Here is a 24,455-nt window from a genome sequence, read left to right on the forward strand (position 1 = left end):
GGTCAGGATCCACAAGGATCCCGACCCCGCATTTTTATTGTGTTACGGCTTCGAACACGCGAGCGTCAGCTGTATCTGCTGGCTGAACGGCACCTCCGTGCCACTCGCCGGATCGACCGAGACCACCCTGTGTTTGCGTTTATCGATCTTTCCGCCTGCCTCGCAGACCGAAGTCACCGAAGTGAAACCTGCGCCGTTGAGCGTAGCCTCCGCGCTGCTTCCGATTTCTCCAATGAGGCCATCCGGAATTGCCGATGCCCTGCCGTTACTGACAAAGATGGTGATCCCCGAGCCGACAGCGACGGTTGCACCCGCCGCGGGTTCGGTACTTGCAACCTGGCCCGGCGGAACTGACGAGTCCACTTCGCCCCCATTCGCGGGAGCGAAGCCGATACGCGTGAGCATAGCGGCGGCCTCATCGTAGCTCTTGCCCCTCAGATCGGGAATCTGGGCGGTGTTCTGGCGCACGGACGCTTCCGACGGTGGCCGGAAGGACTCACCGCCGTAATTAGCGTCAGCAACGTCCATGACGGCAGGCCAGATGCGCTGGTCCGCCTCCATCAAAAGAGCTCCGTTCGGGCCGAGGAAGCCTTGAGTTGAGACCCGCTCCCAGCTGCCATCAGCAAGCTGGGTTGGACCTGCGTTGCCAACCCAGGTGGCGGTGGCGACTTTTGTGCTTGCACCCACGGTCCAGTTGTCGATCACGTGGTCCGTTGTACCCGTCTTCGCGAGGTGAGGTATGTTGCGAGTGGACTTTGCGTGGTCGGCGAGACCATTCGTCACTGCGTATTGGAGCGCATAAGCCACACCCGCTGCGACCTCGGGGCTAATTGCCTCGGTGCACTTTCCCTTGGTGAAAGCCACTGGTTTGTCGTCGGTATCTAAAATCTCATCGATCGGTGAGGGCTCACACACGGTGCCGTCGCCAGCAAAGGCGCCGAAGGCCGAGGCCATGGTGATGGGAGCGATCTCGTCAACGCCGCCGTACACGTTTGAGGGTGCGAGCGTGAGTTCCCGAGGCTTTCCATGGAGCGTGAGCAGTTTGTTCTTGCCCACCTGGTCCTGAGTCGTGCGCTCTGCGTCGACATCCTCCTGCGTCCAGACCGGCTGGTCGGAGGCGCGGTATATTCCAAGTTTTTGCGCCATCGAGATCGTGTCGCACAGATCCAGTTTTTGCTGCATAGAGACAAGGCCGCCGTTGACTGAATTCGCGATGGCGGTTAGCACCGAGCGATTACCTGTGGTGCCCATGTTGTCGTTGGTAAAAGTGAACGAGCCAAATCCATACACCTTGTCAGGCATGCAAGATGCCCGCAGCGAGTTTTCCTGAACAGTGCGGCCATTAACGTTTACGATGTCCTGCACCGAGTTGCCATTACGGATCCACTCCGCGAGCGTGATCGGCTTGAACGTTGATCCGACCTGAAAGCCGCTCGAGCCACCGTCTTCGTAGTTGGTGTTGTAGTTGATCGTGGTGAATTCTGGATGGAGACTCAAAAAGTCTTCAGCGTTGTTATACGGCCGATTCTGCGTCATCGCGAGCACGCGGCCGGTGCCGACCTCGACGCTGGAGGTCGCCGAGCCTACGTTGATCCCTTCCATGAGCGGGGCTACATTTTCCTGGGTTGCTCTGAGTGCGGCCTCTTGCATCCCTAGGTCAATCGTGGTGTAGATCTTGTAGCCACCTCGGCTGAAGTTGAAGGCGCTCTCTTCAGGAGTCTCCCCGAACTTCCGATCCTTTTTGATGGTGCGCAGCACGTAGTCACAGAATGCGCCGACGCCGCGACGCTGCTCAGCCACGAAGCAGCCAGGCTCACGAGTAGTAATTTTCGGTGTTACCTCGGTTGCGATCGCCTCATCAAACTGGGCCTGAGTGATCTTGCCGTGGCGCAGCATACTGTTCAGGATCTTGTCCCGACGTTCCTTGTTCGCCGGAATTTTTTCTTTAATGTCGATCTGCAGTTTGCTGGGATTGTTTACCGTGGCGACAAGGCTCGCGGCCTCTGCGAGTGTCAGATCCTTCGCAGACTTACTGAAGTAGTAATTGGCAGCAGACTCGATGCCATAAATCTTTCGACCGAAGAGGGCGATGTTGAGGTACCCGAGCAGAATGTCGTCTTTCGAGTACTTCTTCTCGATGCTGATTGCGAGACGCATTTCTTTGAGTTTGCGATCGATGCTATCTTTCATCGCCGCCTTGTAGGCGGCTTCGCTCTTCTCTTCATCGGGAATCGCGAGTGCGTCTTGAATCAGTACGTTACGCACGTACTGCATGGTGACGGTTGATGCGCCTGAATAACCGGAACCGGTCGCATTCTGCAGCACGGCGCGCCCCGACGAGAGGATGTCGACACCACCGTGTGTATAGAAACGCGGATCTTCTTCGGCAACCGTGGCGTCCTTGACGAACTGCGAGATGTCTTCCCACTTCGCGGTCCTGCGATCCTGGTCGTACACGACCGCGATCTCTTCGTATACCCCTTCAGCATTCTTCGCGTAGAGCGTTGAGGCTTCAGCGAGCTGTGAAGGATTGAGGTGATTCGGCAACTTTTCGAACACGTCGACGGCGGTGGTTGCCGCCATGCCGCTCAGCGCCACAACCGGAGTAACGGCTGCGGCCACGAGTACACCGGCCACCATGCTCATGGCGAGGGCCCCGATTGCCCCGCCCGCGGCACCGCCGGCCGAGGGAGGTTTCACTGGTCTTGTCTGCGATGACTGAGGAGTCCTTTGGGTCATAGGACATCAGGTTAAGTTAGCTTGCTGACAAAAACGGTGAATTGGAGTAAACGTTGCGCATCTACTCAGGTTTCTCCCTCGGCCGGAGCTCGCGGTTACAATCCTTTTTCTGAACGCACGCGATCCGAAATGATCTGCATGACCGAGGTATCGGCAAGCGTGGTGACATCGCCTATCTCGCGGCCCTCCGCGGCGTCCTTCAATAGGCGACGCATGATCTTGCCCGAGCGTGTTTTGGGCAGCTCGTTCACAACAAACACCTGCCGCGGCCGCGCAATCGCGCCGATCTGCGTGGCCACGTGCTTTTTGAGCTCGGCTTCAGCCTCATCCGCCGTAATGATCTGCTGCTGTGATTTCAAGATCACGAACGCGACGACCGCCTGGCCCGTGGTTTCGTCGTCAGCGCCAACGACCGCGGACTCTGCGACCGCGACGTGATCGACGAGGGCAGACTCGATCTCTGTGGTCGAGAGACGGTGGCCCGACACATTCATGACGTCGTCGACGCGGCCCATCAGCCAGATGTCACCGTCTTCATCGACGCGCGCGCCGTCGCCCGCAAAATACTGGCCGTCGACCTGAGACCAGTAGGTGTCGACAAAACGGTCGGGATCCCCCCAGATGGTTCGCACCATGGACGGCCACGGGCGTCGGATGGTTAAGAGACCACCCTGGCCGCGATCCACGCGCCTGCCCTTTTCGTCCACAATGCTGACATCAATGCCGGGCTGTGGTGACTGCGCGCTGCCCGGCTTCAAGCTCGTGAGCCCGGGCAAGGGGGAGATCATGATGGCGCCGGTTTCGGTCTGCCACCAGGTGTCAACGATTGGGGCCTTTTCGCCGCCGATCACCTCGTGATACCAGCGCCAGGCTTCGGGGTTGATGGGTTCGCCGACGCTGCCGAGCACACGAATCGACGAGAGATCGTATTGCTCGGGCACCTGGCGGCCGACCTTCATGCAGGCGCGGATCGCGGTGGGGGCCGTATAGAAGATGGTGACGCCATACTTCTGGATGATGCTCCACCAGCGGCCCCAGTCTGGAGTCTCAGGGGTGCCCTCGTAGATGACCTGGGTGGCGCCGTTTGCGAGCGGGCCGTAGACGACGTAGCTGTGCCCGGTAATCCAACCGATGTCTGCCGTGCACCAATACACGTCGGTTTCCGGTTTGAGATCGAAGATGTCGCGGTGGGTTGCCGTCACCTGGGTGAGGTAACCACCGGAGGTGTGCAGGATCCCCTTCGGTTTTCCGGTCGTGCCGGAGGTGTAGAGGATGAACAGCGGGTTCTCAGCCGGGAATCCCTTTGCTTCGTGCTGGTCGTCGTAGGCGACGACCTCTTCGTGCCACCACAGGTCTCGGCCCTCTTGCATGGTGACGTCGTTGCCGGTGCGCTGCACAACGAGCACATTCTTGACAGTGCTACCTCCACCCCGCAGGGCAAGCGCATCGTCAACGGTGGGCTTGAGCGCAGAGACGCGGCCCTTGCGGTAGCCACCGTCGGCGGTAATAACGAGTTCAGCCTCGGCGTCGTCGATGCGGGCGCGCAGGCTGTCAGCGCTGAAACCACCGAACACAACCGAGTGGGCCGCACCGAGGCGGGCAACCGCGAGCATCGAGATAACCGCTTCGGGAATCATTGGCATGTAGATCGCCACACGATCGCCGGCTTCCACCCCAAGACTCGTGAGCATGTTCGCGGCGCGCTTCACCTCGTGGGTCAGCTCTGCGTATGTAAGGGTGCGGGTGTCGCCCGGTTCGCCCTCGAAGTGAATCGCAACGCGATCCCCGATACCCTCGGCGATGTGGCGGTCGAGGCAGTTCGCCGCGACGTTTAACTCTCCGTCGGCAAACCACTTTGCAAAGGGTGGGTTCGACCAGTCGAGAATTTCGGTGAAGGGCTTTGTCCAGCGCAACTCTGAGGCTCGTTTTGCCCAGTATGCTTCGGGATCTTCTGCCGCTCGCCAATACACCGAAGGGTCATTTACGTTGGCTTGCGCACGAAACTCCGCTGACGGCGGGAAAGTGTTCTGCGCTTCATCCTGGCCTAGGGGATGGCTTTCAATGGTGCCGTGATGCTCAGTCATGGACGTCGTTATCCGTTCAGTCGACCTTGTAAGGAATTGGGCCGCGATGCTGCGGGACCGGCGCGGCTGGGCCGCATTTCCCAGCGTATATCTTTGCTTCTAACTTCGCTCACAACCCCCTACTTTCGGAGGGGGTTGCCCAAGGTATCCACAGTTTCGCAAAATCGGCCACGCGACCCCGCACGCTCTGTTTGTCTTGTTATGTGACCGCACAGTTTGAGGTGAGAGGGCCCCCTTGGAGCAGCGCAGGGGCGGGTATGTCTAGCCAATCCTTGGGTCTTTTGCGCAGTCGAGCCCCAGCCCGAAGCGATCATCTGAACGCTGCAGCGCGGCGAGCACTTGGAGGGTTGTTGCCGCTGCTCGACGATCCAGCGCTGCGAGACCTGCTGGTGCAGGTACGTGGGGGCGCCGCAGAACTCTGGTTGGATCGCGACGGGAGTTTGCTCGAGGTGCCGGAATGGACGGCGACGCCTGAGGCTGTGCACCGGCTGGCGAGGGATTTGATTGCGGCCGGGGGACGACACCTCGACGAGCTGCATCCGTGTGCCGACGTGCAACTCGGTGATGGGATCCGAGTTCACGCCGTTCTCCCGCCGATCTCAGTCTCCGGGGCGGCAGTGTCAATCCGCCTGCCGAGAGTGGAGGTGCTCGGCTTCGACGAGCTAGTGGGGGCAGGGCTGTGCGGATCTGCCACGGACGAGAGGCTTCGGCGTGAGGTGGGACTCAGGCGTAACCTGCTTATTACAGGCGGCACGGGTAGCGGAAAAACCACGGTGCTTGCGGCGCTTATGGACCTCGCGGGCGAGCACGAACGAGTTATCACGATTGAAGATGTTGCGGAGTTGCGCCTGAAACACCCGCACGTTGTTGCGCTCGAATCCAGGCAAGCGAACATTGAGGGCGCCGGTGAGATAGCGGTGGATCGATTGCTCCGAGAAGCCTTGCGAATGCGCCCTGACCGAATCGTCTTGGGGGAATGTCGTGGCGCAGAAATTGCGACCCTCCTCGCTGCGTTGAACACCGGGCATGACGGCGGCGCTGGCACGCTCCACGCAAGCAGACTCTCTGACGTGCCAGCTCGGTTGGAAGCGCTTGGTGCCTTGGCGGGGATGGAGGATCGCGCGCTTGGACGCCAGGTCGTTTCTGCGTTGCACACGATCGTGCACGTTGAAAGACAGAACGGTGGGCATCGGATCGCGGCGTTGGGAAAGCTCTTTTTGTCGCCGCAGGGCACTCTCTCGATAGAAAAGCTTGCTCTATGAAGTGGCGTCATCGTGCTGCGGGAGAGAAACCGTCGGCCCCGGGTGCCATCGCTGCGCGGTGCGCCTCGATGCTGCGCGGAGGCGTGATGCCGCACAGAGTTTTCGGACTGATTGCAGAGGACGCGTCCGTCGACTCGGTGGAACGTCGGGTGCATCAACTTGTTGAATCCGGTGAGACACCCGGTGCTGCAATCGCGATTTGTGCGACAGAGCGGGCGGAAGTACGACGCCGTGGTCGCGCAAACGACACGGTTGAGTGGAGACTTCTCGCCTCGTCGTGGCAGCTTGCTGAAGACACAGGGGCACCGCTCGCAGCTGCTCTTGAACGAATTTCAGCTGCGCTTCTCACGTTGCGTCGCTTGCGGGAGCGTCGAGACGTGCTGGTATCCGGGCCGAAGGCGACCACCCGCCTGGTTGCAGCTCTCCCACCTCTGGTTTTGGTGATGGGGTGGCTGCTGGGATTCGATCCCTCGCCTGTGCTTCTCAGCTGGGCGGGAGTTTGTATGGTGTCCGTCGGACTGGTGCTGCTCGCTGCCGGGGTTTACTGGGCGCACCGGCTGACCCAGCAGCTCCAGGCCCAAGATCGTGTTGCTGGAATAGAGCTCGAACTTGTGTGGATCGCGTTGGGTGGGGGAGCCTCACCCAATGACGCCGTGCGACAGGTTGTCGATTGTCTCGATCGAACTGGGAACGACTGGGTGGAGTTTGACCGCTTTTGTGCGGACGGAACGCTTGCCGAGATCGTTCGACGCGCGCATTCGACGGGCGTCCCACTTGGACCTCTGCTGCTGTCTGAAGCTGCCGCCCTTCGGGTAAGCAGCCACGCAGTCCTAGAGTCAGCGGCCGAACGACTCGGCGTGCGGATTCTCATTCCCCTGGGGCTCTGTGTGCTGCCCTCCTTCATCGTGATGGGAGTGCTTCCAGTCGTGATCAGCATGGTTGGTAATCGTCCCTTCTAGAAGCGGCAGCTTCGCTCACAATTCGCTCATTTCTCAAGATCATTGGAACCTCTCCACAATCGCCCGCTTTCCTTCAACAAGCCGCTCCCGCCAAGGCAACATTGAATCACCGGTGATCACCGGGCCGTGCTTACGAAAGGAGTTTCCATGAGCAGCAGACTTGAACTTGTTTCAGCCAAGAATAAAAGTCGGTCGCAAGTGGCAGCGAAGCCAGAACTGAACCCCACGGGGCCCCGTTTCTTTTCGCCGAAGAATGCAGTGGCCGGCGCGGATTCGAAGGTGCGTCGGGTGGCCGCTCGCGTCAGAAGTGTGTTGCAGAACGAAGAGGGCGCCGTCACCGCGGAGTACGCGATTGTTATTGTCGCCGCGGTCGCGTTTGCTGGCATCCTCGTGGCCATAATGCGCTCTGACACGATACGTACGATGCTCGTCGGTCTCATCGAAAACGCGCTGGGCACGGGTGGCTGAGAACAAGCCTTGCGTAAGGTCTGTGTTGTTGGCGGACGAGCGCGGAGCCGTGACGGCCGAGTTTGCGCTTGTGCTCCCAGCGGTCGTGATTGTGCTCGGCCTGGTTATCGGAGGGATCCTGCTCGCGACGCACAGAATCACTCTGGTGTCGCTCGCGGGAGAAATATCTCGAGCTGAGGCGCGCGGTGACACGGACGCGGCAAATGCGGTGCTCGCTCGCGTGGGCAGTGATGTCACTATCCATCGGTCAGAAGACGGGGTATTGCACTGCGTTTCGCTTCGTTCAAGCCCCGCTTCGGGGCTCCTCTCTCGAATCACCATTGCTGCGAGCTCGTGCGCTGCGACAAGTTAGGCCGATCAGAATAGGAATGAGCGAATGACCGGAGCGACGCGATGAGCGCCCCTGTTCTTTTGGCGTGTTCGGCGGCGGCACTGTGTCTAGGACTGCCGGTGCTTGCCGCTTCGGGAAGTCTTGAAGCGAAGCACCGCGCTGCCAATGCTGCGGATGCGGCTGCGCTCGCCGCAGCCGATGCTGCGAACGGATGGATCAACTCCGAAGCCACACCGTGTGAGCTCGCAGAGCAGGTGGCTGTCGCTTCGGGGGCAAGTGTTGCTGGTTGCTCTGTCGACCCGGCAGGCACGGGCGTGAGAGTGCTCGTGCGAACCGGGGCGCCAATTGTCGCTGAGGCGAGGGCCTATGCCGCAGCCGAGAGTAGTGCCTGGAACGAAATAAATCCCGTGAGTGACAACGGATGGGCCTGGCCCTCCAACGCGCGGGGCGTCACACAGGGATTCCACGATGGGATGGCTATTGATCTCGCGGTGGACGGTCAAAGAACGCTCTACGCCCCGTTTGACGGGGTGGTTGTTCGGGCAGGGCCCGATGGTGCTGGAATGCCAGAAGCCTGTAGGTCCCAGCCGAGCTGGTGGCGAGGACAGAACTACACAGTGTTGATTCGGCACGAGTACGAAGGGAGAGTCGTCTACAGCTCTCATAACCACATCGTTCCGACCTCTCCGGAGCAGTGGGGCATCTTCCCCGGAAAGAAAGTGGTGGCGGGCCAGCCCGTTGCCCAAGCAGGCATGAGCGGATGCACCTCTGGACTGCACACTCACTTCACGCTGAGCAGCAAACCAGTGAATGCGTACCCCGATCTGAACCCCTATAAATATTTAGGTCCGCCTTGAAAACGTCATCGGCGCGCGGTCCCTGAGAGCGGAAGGATACCTTTTACATGTCAGACTGTGTATCGTGACGGTGCGGCTTCAGTTATTGAGCCCGCGCCGCGGCTTTAGTCGTAGTTGTCTCGTCGAACGGCCAACGAGCCGTAGACATCGAACATGTTGAACCCAGAAGGAGTCCCGTGAAGGGCACGAAGAAGCTTGTCATCGTGGAGTCGCCGACCAAGGCGAAGACCATTGGTGCGTACCTCGGCAGTGACTACCAGGTCATCGCCTCGGTGGGGCACGTGCGTGACCTCGCGGAACCATCTGAGCTGCCGGCCGACCTTAAAAAGGGTCCATTCGGCAAGTTCGCCGTCGATGTCGAGAATAACTTTGCGCCCTACTACGTGGTGAACGACAACAAAAAGAAGACCGTTTCTGAGCTGAAGCGTGCGCTCAAGGATGCGGATGAACTCTGGCTCGCAACTGATGAGGACCGCGAGGGAGAAGCCATCGCGTGGCACCTCCTTGAGGTACTGAAGCCGAAGGTACCTGTTCGCCGAATGGTGTTTCACGAGATCACCAAAGAAGCTATCGAACAGGCGAAACAAAACACACGAGACCTCGACACAGCGCTGGTCGACGCACAAGAGACACGCAGGATCCTCGACCGCCTCTATGGCTACGACATCTCTCCGGTGCTGTGGCGCAAGGTAGCCCCCAAACTCTCAGCGGGCCGCGTGCAGTCCGCTGCCACTCGCCTGGTTGTCGATCGCGAGCGTGAGCGTCTCGCGTTCCGTTCTGCAGAGTACTGGGATCTGCTCGCAACGTTCCAGCCAGACGGGGCGGCTGGTTTCGAGGCAAAGCTCGTTCGCCTGAATGAGCAGCGTCTCGCGACGGGTGGGGACTTTAACGACGACGGTGCCCTCAAAGACAAAGCGGCAAAGGCAGGGGTGATCCTGCTGGGTAAGGATCGTGCCCAAAGCCTCGCCGCACTGCTCGCTGCAGATGTGCCAGCCAAGGTGTTGTCGGTCGAGACGAAGCCGCACACCCGCCGCCCTGCCGCGCCGTTTACAACGTCAACTCTCCAGCAGGAGGCGTCTCGTAAGCTTCGCTACAGCTCGCGTCAGACCATGTCATACGCGCAGTCGCTGTACGAAAACGGCTACATCACCTATATGCGTACCGACTCGCCGACGCTGTCTCAGCAGGCAATCACTGCAGCGCGGTCGCAGGCTGCAGCACTGTATGGTGCTGAAACCTTGCCGGAGAAACCGCGTGTGTACACCGGCAAAGCCAAGGGCGCGCAGGAAGCGCACGAGGCAATCCGACCCGCTGGAGACACGTTCCATAAGCCAAGCTCGCTCAAGGGCAAGCTGAACGGCGGAGAGTTCTTACTGTACGAACTCATATGGAAGCGCACCGTGGCAAGCCAGATGGCCGACGCCAAGGGATCAACCGACACGGTCACCCTCGGTGTGCAGGCGCAAGAAGCAGGAAGTTCCGACCAGACCGACGCCGAGTTCACGGCAAGTGGCACGGTCATCACGTTCCCCGGCTTCCTTCTGGCTTACGAAGAGGGCAAAGACGAGAAGCGCGGAGCTTCAGAGGACAACGTGACCCTGCCTCAGCTCAGCAGTGGGCAGAAACTTGCCATCAACGATCCTGAGGCCAAGGGCCACGAGACCAGCCCGCCACCGCGTTACACCGAGGCAAGCCTGACCAAGCGCCTAGAAGAGCTCGGCATTGGCCGCCCGTCGACGTACGCGGCAATCATCAGCACCATCATGGACCGCGGGTACGTGACCAAAAAGGGTCAGGCACTTGTGCCGAGCTGGATCGCTTTTTCGGTTGTTCGTCTGCTCGAAGAACACTTCAGCGAACTCGTCAACTACGATTTCACCGCTGAAATGGAAAACGATCTCGACCAGATCGCGGCGGGTGAAACCGATCGCAGTTCATGGTTGAGCACGTTCTACTTTGGCAGTGATGATCACCCCGGGCTGCGCGGAGTCGTAGATAACCTGGGCGAGATCGACGCGCGGGCCATCAATACGATCAAGATCGACGACGAGATCTCTCTGCGCAACGGCAAGTACGGTCCGTTCCTCGAGGTGTTCGACGAAAAGTGCGAGGTTGGCGAAGACGGCGCACTTAAGCCGCGAAGCGTGAACATTCCCGATGGTTTAGCCCCCGACGAGCTGACCCCTGAGAAGGCGCACGAGCTCGCCGACGCTGAACCCGCCGAGGACCGTGTGGTTGGTATCCACCCGACAACAGGGAAGACGATCGTCGCGAAGAACGGCCGTTTTGGTCCGTATGTCACAGAGCTTCTGGCCGACGGAGAAGAGCTTCCCAAGGGCCAGAAACCCCGAACTGCGTCACTGTTCAAGAGCATGGATCCCGCAACCATCGAGCTCGACGCGGCGGTTGCACTGCTCGACCTGCCGCGTGTTGTCGGCAAGGATCCCGAGTCTGACGCTGAAATCACGGCCCAGAACGGTCGGTACGGTCCCTACCTGAAGAAGGGGACCGAAACCCGCACCTTGCCGACCGAGGACGCCATTTTCTCGATCGACCTGGCGGGGGCTCTCGAACTGCTCGCTCAGCCAAAGTACGGTGCTCGCAAGGCCGCATCCGCGCTGAAAGAGTTCGATGCTGATCCTGTGAGCGGCAAGCCGGTGAAGGTGAAGGACGGACGCTTTGGTCCGTACGTGACCGACGGTGAAACGAACGCGACGATTCCGCGCGGCGACAGCGTCGAAGACATCACCTTCGAGCGGGCGACTGAGTTGCTGGCTATTAAGCGAGCAAAGGGGCCGGCAAAGAAAAAGGCTCCCGCTCGTAAGGCGGCCGCGAAGAAGAAGCCAGCGGCCAAGAAGCCCGCTGCAAAGAAGTCGGCCGCTGCGAAACCCCGAGCCGAGCGTACCCCCGAGCAGAAGGCCGCCACTGCCGCAAAACGCGCCGCAACAATAGCGGCTAAGAAGGCTGCGGCCGCGGCGGCTGGAGAGTAACCAATGAGTGGGCTCTTCGTTACGCTGGAGGGCGGTGACGGCGCTGGAAAGTCAACTCAGGCCGAGATGCTCTCCGGGTGGCTCAGCGAGCGCGGTCACGAGGTTGTGCGCACCAGGGAACCAGGTGGCACCACACTCGGCGTAGAACTGCGAAAGTTGCTGCTGCACGGGGGAGACGTCTCGCCCCGCGCCGAAGCGCTGCTCTATGCGGCAGATCGTGCCCAGCACATTGCAACCGTCGTGCGGCCGGCACTGGAGCGTGACGCGGTAGTTGTGCAGGATCGTTACATCGACTCCTCGCTCGCCTATCAGGGCGCTGGCCGGGTGCTTTCCGCGGAAGAGGTGCGCGGCATTAGTACATGGGCCGTCGAGGGACTGTGGCCGGACCTCACCGTGCTGCTCGATATCGATCCTGAAGAGGGCGTAACGAGACGGGCTTCGCGCGGAGGCTCGGACGATCGCCTGGAAGCAGAAGCGATCGAGTTTCACCGTGCAGTGCGCGAGGGTTTCCTGGCACTCGCTAAGCAAGAATCGGATCGGTTTCTCGTGCTCGATGCGACAGCACCGGCCGACGAGATTCACGCACATATTCTTGCCGCGGTATCCCCGCTACTGTCGCGCTAACGCGCGAATACATTCGCGGGCCCACCTGCGGGTGAGCGCCCTCCAAACTTTCGTCACTCAGAAAGTTGGAAAACGCTCACCGCGCGGAGAGCGTTTCGCTTAGGAAGCCTGCGGGAAGAGCGGCTGAGGTGCGGTGGAGGCCTCGACCACACCGCGCTCCGTCACGATTGCCGAGATGAGGTCGTGAGGCGTCACGTCGAACGCCGGATTGAACGCCCGCACGCCCTCGGCTGCAGCGCGAACACCGGCGAACTCCAGCACCTCGGCGTCTGAGCGCTCCTCGATCTCGATGTCGTCTCCCGTTGTGGTTGCCTCGTCAACGGTCGAGTAGGGGGCGGCCACAACAAACGGGATGCCCTTGCGGGCGCAGGCCAGAGCCAGCGCCACGGAGCCGACCTTGTTGGCGGTGTCGCCGTTTGCGGTAATCCGATCGGCACCAATCACGGCGAAATCGACCAGGCCGCGCAAGATGGTGCTCGCGGCGGCGCCATCGACCTCAACGAGGTGCGGGATCCCATCGTTCTTGAGTTCCCAGCTCGTGAGCCGAGTGCCCTGCAACAGGGGACGGGTCTCGTCGACGTAGACCATCTCCAGGCGTCCGCGCAGGTGCAGTTCGTGCAAGATGCCGTAGGCGGTTCCCCACGCAGTTGTTGCGAGGGCTCCGGTGTTGCAGTGGGTGACCGCGCGCAGAGGGCGATCTCCGATCTGAGCGAGCAGCCAGTCAGCGCCGAGCTTTGAAAGCTCGCGGTTCGCCCGCTCATCTTCCAGCCCGATCGCGTGAGCCTCCTCGAGCACCCGCTCAAATCCCTCAGCCACAAACGTCTCGGCGCGACGTGCACCCCAGGCGAGGTTTACGGCGGTGGGGCGTGCGTTGGCAACGGCATCAATGTTCTGCTTAACCTCATCGGCGGTCCAGCCCTTACGCGCACCCTCGTGCAGCGCGAGCGCGACCCCGTATCCGCCGGAGGTACCGAGCGCCGGGGCGCCGCGCACTGCCAACCGTTGAATCGCGTCGATCAGTGAGTCGACGGTCGAAACCTCAAGATAGGTCTCAGACCCGGGAAGAAGTGTCTGGTCGAGCAGCCGAATATGCGATTCGGTCCCTGCATCGATCCATTCGATTGCGCGCACCATGGTGTTTCCTTACTGAAGAAGTGTCGGGGCCCACAATTTGGGGGTCAGTTTCTGGCGGTAAAACGCATTTTAATACCAGAAACTGACCCCCAAACCGGGGGAACCCGGGGTGAAAAGTTTATTCTGCGACGACCGGGCCAAAGCGGGCCGTCAGTGTTTCGCGCGAGGCCGCGCCGAGCTCCGCGAGCGGAAGCGTAAAGCGATCCTGCACCTCAATCGAGGCCTCTGCGCCAGCGCCATCGGTCACTCCGATGCGCAGTACCGGGAAGTCGCGACCCGAGCACAGCCCGCGGAACTTCACTTCTTCCTCGTGCGGCACAGCAACAAGCACACGCGCCTGCGACTCGGAGAACATCGCGGCGGTCTCATCGACACCGTCGCGCGACATGATCTCGTCGATCCACACGCGTGCACCCACACCGAAGCGCAGCGCGCCATCGGTCAGGGCCTGCGCGAGGCCGCCCTCAGAGAGGTCGACGGCGCCGGAGAGCAGCCCACCCTGCGCCGCAGCGTGCAGCAGCTCGGCAAGTGCGCGCTCGGCCGCAAGGTCTGCAACTGGCGGGCGGCCACCGAGGTGATCGTGCACGGTCTCGGCCCAGGCGGAGCCGTCGAGCTCGTCGCGGGTCACACCGAGTAGGTAGAGGTGCTCACCCTGATCCTGCCAGCCGCTCGGGATGCGTCGAGCAACATCATCAATGATGCCGAGCACACCAACAACGGGAGTCGGGTGGATCGGGGTATCGCCGGTCTGGTTGTACAGCGACACGTTGCCGCCGGTGACGGGAACCTCGAGCGCGAGGCAGGCGTCTGAGAGCCCCTCGACCGCGCGCGAGAACTGCCACATGACTTCGGGGTTCTCGGGGCTACCGAAGTTGAGGCAGTCGGTGACGGCGGTCGGCACAGCTCCCGAGGTGGCAACGTTGCGGTAGGCCTCTGCGAGGGCGAGCTGCGACCCGACAAACGGATCGAGCTGGCAGTAGCGACCGTTGGCATCGGTGGCAATCGCGACGCCGAGCCCGCTCTCCTCATCGACGCGGATCATGCCTGCGCCATCGGGGAAGGAGAGCGCGGTATTTCCGAGCACGTACTTGTCGTACTGGTTGGTGATCCAATCGACCGAAGCCTGGTTCGGCGAAGCCGCAACCGCAACCATCTGCGCCCGCAGCTCTTCGCCGGCGGTTGCGCGGGCAAGACCGGAGGCACGCACACCGGAGGCCTGCAGTGCGTCGATCCAAGCCGGGTAAGCGACAGAGCGCTCGTAGACGGGCCCATCGACGGCGACGGTCGAGGGATCAACGTTCACGATCTCTTCGCCGCGCCAGTTAATGATCAGGCGGTTGGTGTCGGTCACCTCGCCGAGCACACTCGTCTCGACATCCCACTTCGCGGTGACCGCGAGGAACGCCTCAAGCTTTTCGGGAGCCACGACCGCCATCATGCGCTCCTGGCTCTCCGACATGAGGATCTCTTCAGCGGTGAGCGAGGGATCACGCAGCAGCACACTGTCGAGCTCGATGTACATGCCACCGTCGCCATTGGCCGCAAGCTCTGACGTTGCACACGAAATGCCAGCGGCCCCGAGATCCTGGATACCCTCAACCAGCTCACCCTGGAACAGCTCGAGGCAGCACTCAATGAGCACCTTTTCAGCGAAGGGGTCGCCGACCTGCACGGCGGGGCGCTTGGTTGGCCCGCCCTCACTGAAGCTATCGGAGGCGAGGATCGACGCGCCGCCGATGCCGTCGCCGCCCGTGCGGGCGCCGAACAGTACGACCTTGTTGCCGAGGCCCGAGGCGTTCGCGGTGTGCAGATCCTCGTGGCGCAGCACACCCACTCCCAGCGCGTTGACGAGCGGGTTTGCCTGATAGACACGATCAAACACCGTTTCGCCGCCGAGGTTCGGCAGGCCGAGGCAGTTCGCGTACGACGAGATGCCGGAGACAACTCCGTGCACAACGCGTGCGGTGTCGGGATCGTCGATCGCCCCGAACCGCAGCTGATCCATGACGGCAACCGGGCGAGCGCCCATCGAGATGATGTCGCGAATGATGCCACCGACGCCCGTAGCGGCCCCCTGGAACGGCTCGATGTACGAGGGGTGGTTGTGGCTCTCGACCTTGAAGGTCACCGCCCAGCCCTCACCAATGTCGACCACACCGGCGTTCTCGCCCATGCCGACGAGCAGCCGCTCCTTCATCTTGTCATTGACCTTTTTGCCGAACTGGCGCAGGTACATCTTCGAAGACTTGTAGGAGCAGTGCTCCGACCACATCACCGAGTACATGGCAAGCTCACCCGAGGTTGGGCGGCGGCCCAGGATCTCGCGGATGCTCAGGTACTCATCTTCTTTGAGACCGAGTGCGCCGTACGGCTGCTCTTTCTCAGGTGTCGCTGCTGCGTCGGCGACAGTGTCGGGGCGGGGACCGGTAATGGTTGCGCTGGTTTCAGTCACGCTCGATGTGCTCCGTTGATCTAGGCGGGGATCGGGCGGCTCGCGCCTGCGTGGTAGCTGCCTGCTGCGTGCCGAAAGTACCGCTCCAGTCTACGCGGGAATTGCTGCTGTTTTTTTGCCTTTGAAAGTGGCGATTCCCAGCCGAACACGAAAGACTAATCGCATGAGTGACTCGAACGCACAATTGCCACACTCGGAGGCGCCCGCGACGGCTCCGGCAACACCCGCCTCTGCAGCGCCGACAGCGCCAGCAGCGCCAGTTCTGCAGGGCCCACCCGCGGCCGATCCTGCAGGCACCAACAAGGACTCGCGCAAGATGTCGATGTTCTTGAAGATCAGCATTGTGTTGCTCGCGGCGCTGACGCTCGCGTCAATCTCGCTGCTGTTCATCGGTGATTTTGAGGGCAAGTTTGAGCGTGTCTTCTCGACCTTCGCGTTGTTCGCGGTGTTTGTGCTGTTTACCGCTTTCGATACGCGTCGTCAGCAGAAATCCGAGTGGTACGCGCCCGTTGCTCTTGTCGCCAACGCATACATTCTTGGTGTGCTGTTGACCGTTATCTGGATGACCAAGTACAGCTATTTCTCGCTTCTCTTTGAGATCTTCTGGAAGTCAGTGTTTGTCATTCTGGTGACGCGACTCGTGATTCTGTGCTGCCAGCTGCTGCTCAACATGGGCGCCAAGGTGAGCGCCGTCGTGAACCGATTCGCGTTTGTTACGAGTGCGTTCGCGGTGCTTTCGGGCATTCTCTTCACGGCTCCGGTCGCCATCGCGTCGTTTGACCTGTACATTCCCGGTCTCTACTGGAAGATCGCTACGGCTCTACTGATCCTCACCGCACTGGGGCTCTCCATCACGCTCCTGCTGCGCTGGTCTGCAGGGTCAGACGAGCGTGAAGCCGCTCGAGCCCAGCAGCGTCAGTTCGCGAACCAGATGCCCTACCCGGCGGCCCCTGCCCAGCAGCCGTTCCCGCAGGCGCAGGCACAACCATTCCCGCAGGCACAGCAGTTCCCACAGGCACCTCCTCTGCAGTCGGCTCCGGCTCCGCAGCAGGCCCCTAACCTGCTGCCGTGGCCGACGTTTGCTGATGGACGCCCACTGCCCATGGGCCCTGACGGTCAGCCCGACTTCTCGGTTCTGGGTTAAGTGTTCATAGGGCCCCGCGGCTTCTGGCCGCGGGGCCTTATGCTTTTCTGATGAGCTTTTCCCTTGATGTCCGACGCATTCGCTCGGAAGAATACGCAACCGTCGGTGCCCTCGTGCGTGCGGCCTATGAGAACGAGTACGTGCTTGAGTCCGACTACCTTGACGAGATTGAGGACGTAGCCGGGAGGGACTCCGTCTCGCAGGTGCTCGTAGCGGAAGAAAACGGCAGGATCCTGGGGTCCGTGACGATCCCGAACGTGGGTGAGCGGTTGCTGTCGAACAGCGCACCCGACGAGATGGACGTGCGACTGCTGGGGGTCTCAGGAGAGGCGCGCGGAAAAGGGGTCGGTGAGGCACTGATGCGACACGTTGTTCGCGTAGCTCGGGATCGCGGCTCGCGCCGTCTGGTTTTACACACCGGCGACCAGATGGTGAAGGCACACCGGCTCTACGAACGCCTTGGTTTCCAGCAGATTCCTGAGCGAGAGTTCACGATCGAGACGATCAGCGGTACGCGCCGCATCATCTCGTATGGACTCGAAGTCGCGCGCTAGACCCTCTGCGCGAGTGCCTGCACAGCGCTCGTGAAGAAGCGCAGTCCGTCGAGCCCGGAGCGCATGGCCTCGGGTGCATCCGGGCCGAAGCCCGGCTCGACCGCGTGTTCGGGGTGGGGCATGAGGCCCACGACATTGCCGCGCTCGTTTGTGAGCCCAGCGATGTCGTTGAGCGACCCGTTTGGATTCACGCCCGCGTAGCGGAACGCAACGAGCCCGTCACCCTCGAGTCGCTTCAGCGTCTCATCGTTTGCGATGTAGCCGCCGTCGCCGTTCTTGAGGGGGATGACGATCTCTTCACCCTGCTCGAACTCGCTCGTCCACACCGTGCGGTTGTTCTCGACGATCAGACGCTGATCGCGGCGCACAAACTGCTGGTTTGCATTGCGGATCAGGCCGCCGGGCAGCAAGTGTGCCTCGACGAGTACCTGAAACCCGTTGCAGATCCCGAGAACCGGCATGCCAGCGTTTGCGGCGGCAATCACCTCGGTCATGATGGGCGAGATCGCGGCGATGGCACCCGGGCGCAGGTAATCGCCATAGCTGAAACCGCCTGGCAGCACGATCGCATCGACACCCTGCAGGTCATGATCCGCGTGCCACAGCGCTACGGCCTCCGCGTCAGCGAGCCGGATCGCACGCTGTGCATCCCGGTCGTCAAGCGAGCCGGGAAAGGTGACAACTCCGATGCGGGGTGCCATTACGCGGCCACCTCTACGGGTGCGCCGTCAACCGTGATCGAGACGACGTCTTCGATCACGGCGTTTGAAAGTGTTTCGTCCGCTACCTTGCGAACCTCTGCGAGTACGGCGTCCGTTACCTCACCGTCAACGGTGAACTCGAAGCGCTTACCAATGCGCACGTTCTGAAACTTGCCGTGACCGAGGCGATGAAGCGCCCCCGTCGTTGCCTTGCCCTGCGGGTCAAGCAGTTCGGCCTTGGGCATGACATCTACAACAATCGTGGGCACCGGTTCTCCAAATCCGTAGAAAGCGAGCAGGCCCATTCTAGCCTGCGTGAGATCAAGCCCATGTCGCGCCGGTGAGGCGCGTGTACAACTCGCGGTAGCGATCCTGTGTCTGAGCCACGATTTCGGCGGGCAATACCGGGGGCACACCCTGTTGGTCCCAATTGCTGCGCAGCCAGTTGCGCACGATCTGCTTGTCGAAGGATGCGAGGCGTTCTGACCTGTTCAAAGAAGCGTCGAAGTAAACACTCGCGTCCCAGTAGCGAGACGAATCGCTCGTGAGTACCTCATCTGCCAGCACCAGATCGCCGGTTTCGGGATCCCGTCCAAACTCAAACTTTGTGTCGGCGAGGATTACTCCGCGCTCCGCAGCGAGATCCCGGGCGGCAGTGAATATCTGCAGTGAGGCGTCGCGCAGTGCCGCGGCCGCCTCGCTTCCAACAAGCTCAACGCTGCGCTCGAAGCTGATGTTTTCGTCGTGCTCACCGAACGGCGCCTTGTACGCGGGAGTGTAGATGGGGGTCTCAAGCAGGTCGCCGTCTTCGATTCCTGGTGGCAGTTCGATTCCGCACACGGATCCCGTCTGCTGGTACTCCAGAAACCCGGAGCCGGTGAGCGCGCCTCGCACGACACATTCAATGGGATACATCTCGAGGCGGCGGGAGAGCATTGCTCGATTTGCAATCTCCTCAGGGACGCGCGGCGCGCTCTGTGGATCAGCGAGGTGGTTGGGCATGTCGATGCGGGAGAACCACCAGTTGGAGAGTGCGGTGAGCAGAGCTCCCTTGCCCGGGATCGGCGGCTCAAGTACAAAGTCGTACGCGCTCACCCGGTTGCTCGCGACCACGAGCAGGGTGTCGTCTGGACCCTCCGCGGGCACGTAGAGATCGCGCACCTTGCCTGAGTAGCTGTGGGTCCAGCCAGGCAGCTCTGGTGCAGTGGGCAGGGACATAGCTGAGGATGATTGCGTCACTTACTCATTCTTGCACCTTGACGGCCAAGCAATTGGACGATTTCCGTCTCGACATTCCCACTCAGATAGGGCGAGTTGTCAGTGGAGAGGATTAAGGTCTTATGTAAGACGAGGGGCTGAGTTGCGAGGATCCTCATCTGAAGAAACTTGCAGTGTTCTGAAGTGTCATCCGAAAGGGGAGCAATGATCCCGTTGGGACCAGTGGTAGCTCGCAGTAAAGCGCGTGCCGCCCGAGCTGCGGTATGGCAATATTTGATCGACGATGAGCGCCGCAAAGTGTGGTGGCCAGAGTTACGACTTGACCCCAGAGTGGGCGGTGCTGTTTCAGAGCGCTGGGCCGAGACCAGTGGCGACTCAGAGGTGAGTCGTGATGCCTCGGGCGAGGTTGACGTTCTTGTTGAGGGACACGCCATCGGATTCCGCTGGAGTGAAGCTGGAGACGAGCACTCAACGGCCGTTCTGGTGACCCTGCGTTCGACTGGCCCGAACACCGGAATCACAGTGACCGAGACGGGTTTTGACGCGCTGTCGTCACCCGCCGAGAGCGCCGCCGCTTCGCAGGAGGGGTGGCACGTGCTGCTGGGTGACCTCGTGGAGGCCGTTGAGGCCGCTGTCGCTTCGGGTGCCTTTGCTGAAGAAACTGAAGCGGTCACTGAAGCCGCGGTTGCTGAGCCCGATGAGGCTCCTCAGCCTGATGCTGAGCCTGCTGCAGTAGCGGAGCAGGACACCGAAGCTGCCGAGCTAGCCGACGCCGAGCAGGCTGAGGCCGAACAGACCGACACCGCGCAAGCTGACGCCGCACCTGAAGAGAGCGATGAGCCTGCTCAGGATGCCGAGCAATCAGTTGAGGATCAAGCGCCTGTTGAAGACGCCCAGCCAGTCGAGGCTGTTGTTGAGCCCGACGAAATCGGCGCCGACGAAGACGGCGGCGCTGAGGCCAACACCAACGATGACGACCCCGAAGAACCAAACTTCGACGACCTCATTCGAGGGCCCCAGAGCTCCTAACTCGAAGGAGTCCGCTGCGCTGCAGCGGGTTCCTCGAACGGGGTCTTGCGTGGAATCAGGGCCACCGCGAACGCGGCTACCAGCGCCACGATCCCGAACGTGATGAAATTCCACTCGGTACTGACCTTCATCGACGACAGCCAGCCGCCAACAACCGGGCCGAGGATCGCGCCAATGCGCGCGAAACTGAGGGCCCAGCCGGTCGCGGTGGCCCGCATGAACCCCGGATAGTAGTCGGCGATGTATCCGGTGAGCACGAGTGAGGTCGAGATCGATCCGATGCCCGCCAGCCCCACCAGCGTCATGGTGAGCACGAGCGAGTGCGGAAACATCATCAGTACACACGCGACACCGCCGATCAAGTAGAACACAATCAGCACCACCCGCTGGCCAAAGCGATCAGCGAGCGCGCCGAGAATGAGACCACCGACTGCCGCCGAGAGGCTGAAGACCAAGAGGAACGTGAGTGCCTGCCCCATTTCGTAACCGGCCTCGCGCATCACATTCGGTAGCCAGTTGTTGAGCCCGTAGACCAGCAGCATGCCGCAGAACAGGGCGATCCAGAGCGGGATCGTTGAGCTCAGGTAACGCAGCGAGAACAGCAGCGATAGAACTCGCTGCCAGGGGGCCTGCGTCGCGACGCCCTCCTTGGGTGCGGTGTCCGCTGATACATACGGGCTGATGCCGAGCTTCTCTGCGAGCTTCTTGGCGCGATCGTGCATGCCGCGAGCCTCCAGCGATTCCAGTGACTCTGGCAGAAGGAATGCGATGACCGGTATGAGCAGCACCGGGATCGCCCCGAGCCCCACGATCCAGCGCCATACTTCCTGGTTCTCAACGATGACGGTCTCGCCTACGGTTGGCGGAAACTGAGCAAAGATTGCGGTGCCAACGAGGGCCGCCACCACGATGCCGAGTGAGTACGCCGAGAACATGAAGCCGTAGTTCAGCGATCGGCGCTTCGGCTCCGAGAACTCAATGGTCATTGCGGCCGCGACGGGGATCACGCCACCCATGCCGAGTCCACCAATCAGGCGGTAGAGCCCGAACATGTCGGGTGTCGTTGCGAGCGCTGCTCCGAGCTGGGTGAGCGTGTACAGCGCCATCGATACGAGCAGCATGTTCTTGCGGCCGAAGCGGTCGCTGAGCGTGCCGATAACGAGGGCGCCGATCAGCATGCCGACGAGCGCATATGCGGCGAGGCCGCCGAGCTGCAGCGGATCAGGCGGACCCCACGGAGCGTAGGTCTTGAGTGCCGGGATAATCACTCCCAGCACGCCAATGTCGTAGCCCTCGGAGAGGGTCGCGAACCAGCAGCAGACCAAAACGCCAAGCGTGACCCTGCGCGGAATCGGCCAGCGGGTGGTGGTGGCGGTCTTTTCAGTTGTAGACATCGTTGTCTCCTAGTGTGATGGAACCGAATGTTTGAGATGTTGAGTCGAAGTGGGTATAGGGAAGAGCGGCCGCCGGCAATCTGTTGTGAGATCGTCGACGGCCGCTGCCAGTCATGAGTGAGCTAGGCCCGCACGGCGGTGCCGTACACGGCGGGCGTCCAGCGGCGGTGCGGGTACTCGCGGCTCGCTTGAGGATCGCGGATCAGCGACAAGCGGGGGCGGATCGCGTCGGTGCGCGAGCTCGGTGGTTTGCGCGATCCCGCGCGATACTGCGGGATCCACTGCGCGCCCTCGCCGCGGTACTCAAGGTCGGCCGCCGCGTGCAGCGTCCAGTTCGGGTTGAACAGGTGCGTGCGACCGAGCGCGACAAAGTCGGCGCGGCCCGCAACCAGGATCGAGTTCACATCGTCGTACGACGAGATCGCTCCCACCGCGATCACGGCGACGCCAGCCGACTCGGCGACACGGTTGCGGATCGCGTCGGCGAACGGAGTCTGGTAGCTGCGGCCGAAGGCAGGTTTCTCCTCCGAGGAGATCTGGCCCGAGGAGACATCGATCGCGTCGGCACCGTGCTCGATGAAGGCCCCGGCGATCGCGACCGCATCGTCGATGGTGTTACCGCCTTCGATCCAGTCTGTCGCCGAGAGGCGCACGGTGAGCGGACGCTCCGCGGGCCAGGCGGCACGCACGGCATTGAACACCTCCAGCGGGTAGCGGAGACGGTTTTCGAGGCTGCCGCCGTACTCGTCACTGCGCTTGTTCGACACGGGCGACAGGAACGAAGAAAGCAGGTAGCCGTGGGCCGCGTGCACTTCAAGCAGGTCGAACCCGGCCGCGGCCGCCCGCTTGGCTGCCGTTACAAACTGGTCGCGTACCAGGTCCATGTCAGCGCGGTCCATCTCGCGCGGCGTCTGGTTGACCTGGCTGTACGGAATCGCGGACGCAGACAGGACGGGCCAGTTCCCCTCGTCAAGAGGCTGGTCGATGCCCTCCCACATAATCTTGGTGGAGCCCTTGCGGCCGGAGTGGCCGATTTGTGCGCCGATCTTTGCGGAGGAGACGCTGTGCACGTAGCCGACAATGCGCGCCCAGGCGGCCGCTTGTTCGTCAGTGTAGAGGCCGCTGCAGCCGGGGGTAATGCGTCCCTCTGGCGAAACGCAGACCATCTCGGTCATCACGAGCCCCGCACCACCGGCGGCTCGTGAACCGAGGTGCGCGAGGTGGAAGTCACCCGGCAGTCCGTCGGCGGCAGAATACATGTCCATCGGCGATACGATGATGCGGTTCTTCAGTTGGAGTTGACCGATATTGCGTGGGCGAAACAGCGGAGGTTCATCTTCGGTGCGTCCCGGGCCCGCAACCTCAAGCACACGCTTCGCGAACTCGGGGTCGCGCATGCCGAGGTTTTCGAGTGTGATGCGGCGACTGCGCGTCAGTAGGTTGAACGCAAACTGCAGCGGATCCTGACCCGCGTACTGACCGATGTTCTCGAACCACTCCATTGCCGCCTGGGCAGCCCGCTGTAGGGAAGCGGCAACCGGGCGCCGTTCAGTTTCGTAGGCATCAAGGGCCGCTTCGAGCGTCGAGTTTTCGTGAATGCACGCCGCGAGTGCGAGTGCGTCTTCCATCGCGAGCTTGGTACCCGAGCCGATTGAGAAGTGCGCGGTGTGGGCGGCGTCGCCAAGAATGACGAGGTTCTTGTGGTGCCACGATTCCGCGCGCACCACGTTGAAATTGATCCACTTTGAGTTGTTCGCGAGGGTACCCGCACCGTCGAGAATGTCAGCAAAATAGTGCTTGATCTTCTCGATTGCCTTCTCGTCACTGACACCGGGAGGGAAGACCTCGTTTTCGGTCTCGTCGAAGCCCGCGGCGCGCCACACATCTTCATGCATCTCGATGAGGAAGGTGCTGCCCTTGTCTGAGTAGGGGTAACCGTGCAGCTGCATGACGCCGTGGGGAGTGTTCTGCACGTCGAAGGTGAACGCCTCGAAGACACGATCGGTGCCGAGCCAGATGTACTTGTTGACGCGGCGGTCGAGAGTGGGCTTGAAGTGTTCGGCGAACTGAGTGCGCACGAACGAGTTAAGGCCGTCGGCTGCCAGCACAAGATCGTAGTCGCGCATGAGTTCGGCGGCGTCGGGCGCGAGCGTGCTGAAGTTGATCGTCACGCCCAGCTCGAGGCAGCGATCCTGCAGCAGCATGAGCAGTTCTTTTCGGCCCATGGCGGCAAAGCCTTGACCGCCGATCGTGAAGGTCTCACCGCCAAAGCGGATATCGATGTCGGTCCAGCGGGCAAACTGCTCGCTCATGCGCTGCGCGATAATGGGGTCGGCGTTTTCGATGCCGCCGAGGGTCTCGTCGCTGAACACGACCCCGAAACCAAAGGTGTCATCGGCAGCATTGCGCTCCCAGAGGGTGATGTCGTGGCTGGGATCCAGCTGCTTCATGAGTGCGGCGAAGTACAGCCCGCCGGGGCCGCCGCCAACAATTGCTACTCGCATGGTGTTCTCCT

The 24,455-nt window shown here is 61.5% G+C and carries 19 protein-coding genes; 10 read left to right on the forward strand and 9 right to left on the reverse strand.

Annotated elements, in window-relative coordinates; translation table 11 throughout:
- Nucleotides 1-42 precede the first annotated feature (42 nt).
- A complete protein-coding gene (locus tag G7068_RS12665; RefSeq protein ID WP_244304496.1) occupies nt 43-2,700 on the reverse strand; it encodes a transglycosylase domain-containing protein in 2,658 nt (885 codons plus the stop codon).
- A gap of 134 nt (nt 2,701-2,834) precedes the next feature.
- Nucleotides 2,835-4,823, reverse strand: a complete 1,989-nt coding sequence (acs, locus tag G7068_RS12670) for an acetate--CoA ligase (protein WP_166292296.1) — start codon at nt 4,821-4,823, stop codon at nt 2,835-2,837.
- A gap of 350 nt (nt 4,824-5,173) precedes the next feature.
- On the opposite strand from acs, the gene G7068_RS12675 reads away from it, so the two are divergent.
- The 7 genes from G7068_RS12675 to tmk all read left to right on the forward strand — a co-directional run bounded on the left by G7068_RS12675 (nt 5,174) and on the right by tmk (nt 12,314).
- Nucleotides 5,174-6,085: a TadA family conjugal transfer-associated ATPase gene (locus tag G7068_RS12675; protein ID WP_244304497.1), complete on the forward strand. Its 912-nt coding sequence runs from the start codon at nt 5,174-5,176 to the stop codon at nt 6,083-6,085.
- Nucleotides 6,082-7,044, forward strand: a complete 963-nt coding sequence (locus G7068_RS12680; protein WP_166292298.1) for a type II secretion system F family protein — start codon at nt 6,082-6,084, stop codon at nt 7,042-7,044. The genes G7068_RS12675 and G7068_RS12680 overlap by 4 nt, the downstream gene beginning before the upstream one ends.
- A gap of 147 nt (nt 7,045-7,191) precedes the next feature.
- Entirely contained in the window at nt 7,192-7,512 is a 321-nt protein-coding gene (locus G7068_RS16350; protein ID WP_205881296.1) for a DUF4244 domain-containing protein, read from the forward strand.
- A gap of 22 nt (nt 7,513-7,534) precedes the next feature.
- Entirely contained in the window at nt 7,535-7,864 is a 330-nt protein-coding gene (locus tag G7068_RS12690) for a TadE family type IV pilus minor pilin (protein WP_166292299.1), read from the forward strand.
- A gap of 41 nt (nt 7,865-7,905) precedes the next feature.
- A complete protein-coding gene (locus tag G7068_RS12695; RefSeq protein ID WP_166292300.1) occupies nt 7,906-8,700 on the forward strand; it encodes a peptidoglycan DD-metalloendopeptidase family protein in 795 nt (264 codons plus the stop codon).
- Between the two features lie 176 nt (nt 8,701-8,876).
- Nucleotides 8,877-11,690, forward strand: coding sequence for a type I DNA topoisomerase (gene topA / locus G7068_RS12700; protein ID WP_166292301.1), 2,814 nt, complete (start codon nt 8,877-8,879; stop codon nt 11,688-11,690).
- Between the two features lie 3 nt (nt 11,691-11,693).
- Entirely contained in the window at nt 11,694-12,314 is a 621-nt protein-coding gene (tmk, locus tag G7068_RS12705; protein WP_166292302.1) for a dTMP kinase, read from the forward strand.
- Nucleotides 12,315-12,413: 99 nt separating this feature from the next.
- Here the strand turns inward: tmk and mtnA are convergent, their stop codons facing one another.
- Entirely contained in the window at nt 12,414-13,448 is a 1,035-nt protein-coding gene (gene mtnA, locus G7068_RS12710) for an S-methyl-5-thioribose-1-phosphate isomerase (RefSeq protein ID WP_166292303.1), read from the reverse strand.
- A 118-nt stretch (nt 13,449-13,566) separates the two neighbouring features.
- Complete coding sequence (purL, locus tag G7068_RS12715) at nt 13,567-15,900, reverse strand: phosphoribosylformylglycinamidine synthase subunit PurL (RefSeq protein WP_205881297.1); 2,334 nt, start codon at nt 15,898-15,900, stop codon at nt 13,567-13,569.
- Between the two features lie 163 nt (nt 15,901-16,063).
- On the opposite strand from purL, the gene G7068_RS12720 reads away from it, so the two are divergent.
- Both G7068_RS12720 and G7068_RS12725 read left to right on the forward strand, forming a co-directional pair.
- Nucleotides 16,064-17,044 carry a hypothetical protein gene (locus G7068_RS12720; protein ID WP_166292304.1) on the forward strand — a complete coding sequence of 327 codons (981 nt, stop codon included), beginning with the start codon at nt 16,064-16,066 and terminating at the stop codon, nt 17,042-17,044.
- A gap of 50 nt (nt 17,045-17,094) precedes the next feature.
- The gene (locus G7068_RS12725) at nt 17,095-17,598 is read left to right on the forward strand and encodes a GNAT family N-acetyltransferase (RefSeq protein ID WP_166292305.1); all 504 of its coding nucleotides are present in this window, start codon (nt 17,095-17,097) and stop codon (nt 17,596-17,598) included.
- Here G7068_RS12725 and purQ read toward each other — a convergent pair.
- Genes purQ through G7068_RS12740 form a run of 3 tightly spaced genes read right to left on the reverse strand, consistent with a single transcriptional unit; the run spans nt 17,595 to nt 19,517 of the window.
- Nucleotides 17,595-18,299 (reverse strand): phosphoribosylformylglycinamidine synthase subunit PurQ, encoded by a 705-nt coding sequence (purQ, locus tag G7068_RS12730; protein ID WP_166292306.1) that lies wholly within the window; start codon nt 18,297-18,299, stop codon nt 17,595-17,597. The genes G7068_RS12725 and purQ overlap by 4 nt on opposite strands.
- Nucleotides 18,299-18,568 (reverse strand): phosphoribosylformylglycinamidine synthase subunit PurS, encoded by a 270-nt coding sequence (gene purS / locus G7068_RS12735; RefSeq protein ID WP_166293169.1) that lies wholly within the window; start codon nt 18,566-18,568, stop codon nt 18,299-18,301. The genes purQ and purS overlap by 1 nt, the downstream gene beginning before the upstream one ends.
- A 52-nt stretch (nt 18,569-18,620) precedes the next feature.
- Entirely contained in the window at nt 18,621-19,517 is an 897-nt protein-coding gene (locus tag G7068_RS12740; RefSeq protein ID WP_166293170.1) for a phosphoribosylaminoimidazolesuccinocarboxamide synthase, read from the reverse strand.
- A 204-nt stretch (nt 19,518-19,721) separates the two neighbouring features.
- On the opposite strand from G7068_RS12740, the gene G7068_RS12745 reads away from it, so the two are divergent.
- A complete protein-coding gene (locus G7068_RS12745) occupies nt 19,722-20,546 on the forward strand; it encodes an SRPBCC family protein (protein WP_166292307.1) in 825 nt (274 codons plus the stop codon).
- On the opposite strand, the gene G7068_RS12750 is transcribed toward G7068_RS12745, so the two are convergent.
- Nucleotides 20,543-21,940, reverse strand: a complete 1,398-nt coding sequence (locus G7068_RS12750; RefSeq protein ID WP_166292308.1) for an MFS transporter — start codon at nt 21,938-21,940, stop codon at nt 20,543-20,545. The two genes, G7068_RS12745 and G7068_RS12750, sit on opposite strands and share 4 nt — an antisense overlap.
- A 122-nt stretch (nt 21,941-22,062) precedes the next feature.
- Complete coding sequence (locus G7068_RS12755) at nt 22,063-24,444, reverse strand: bifunctional salicylyl-CoA 5-hydroxylase/oxidoreductase (RefSeq protein ID WP_166292309.1); 2,382 nt, start codon at nt 24,442-24,444, stop codon at nt 22,063-22,065.
- Between the last annotated feature and the right edge of the window lie 11 nt (nt 24,445-24,455).

Source organism: Leucobacter viscericola (assembly GCF_011299575.1).
GTDB classification, from domain to species: domain Bacteria; phylum Actinomycetota; class Actinomycetes; order Actinomycetales; family Microbacteriaceae; genus Leucobacter; species Leucobacter viscericola.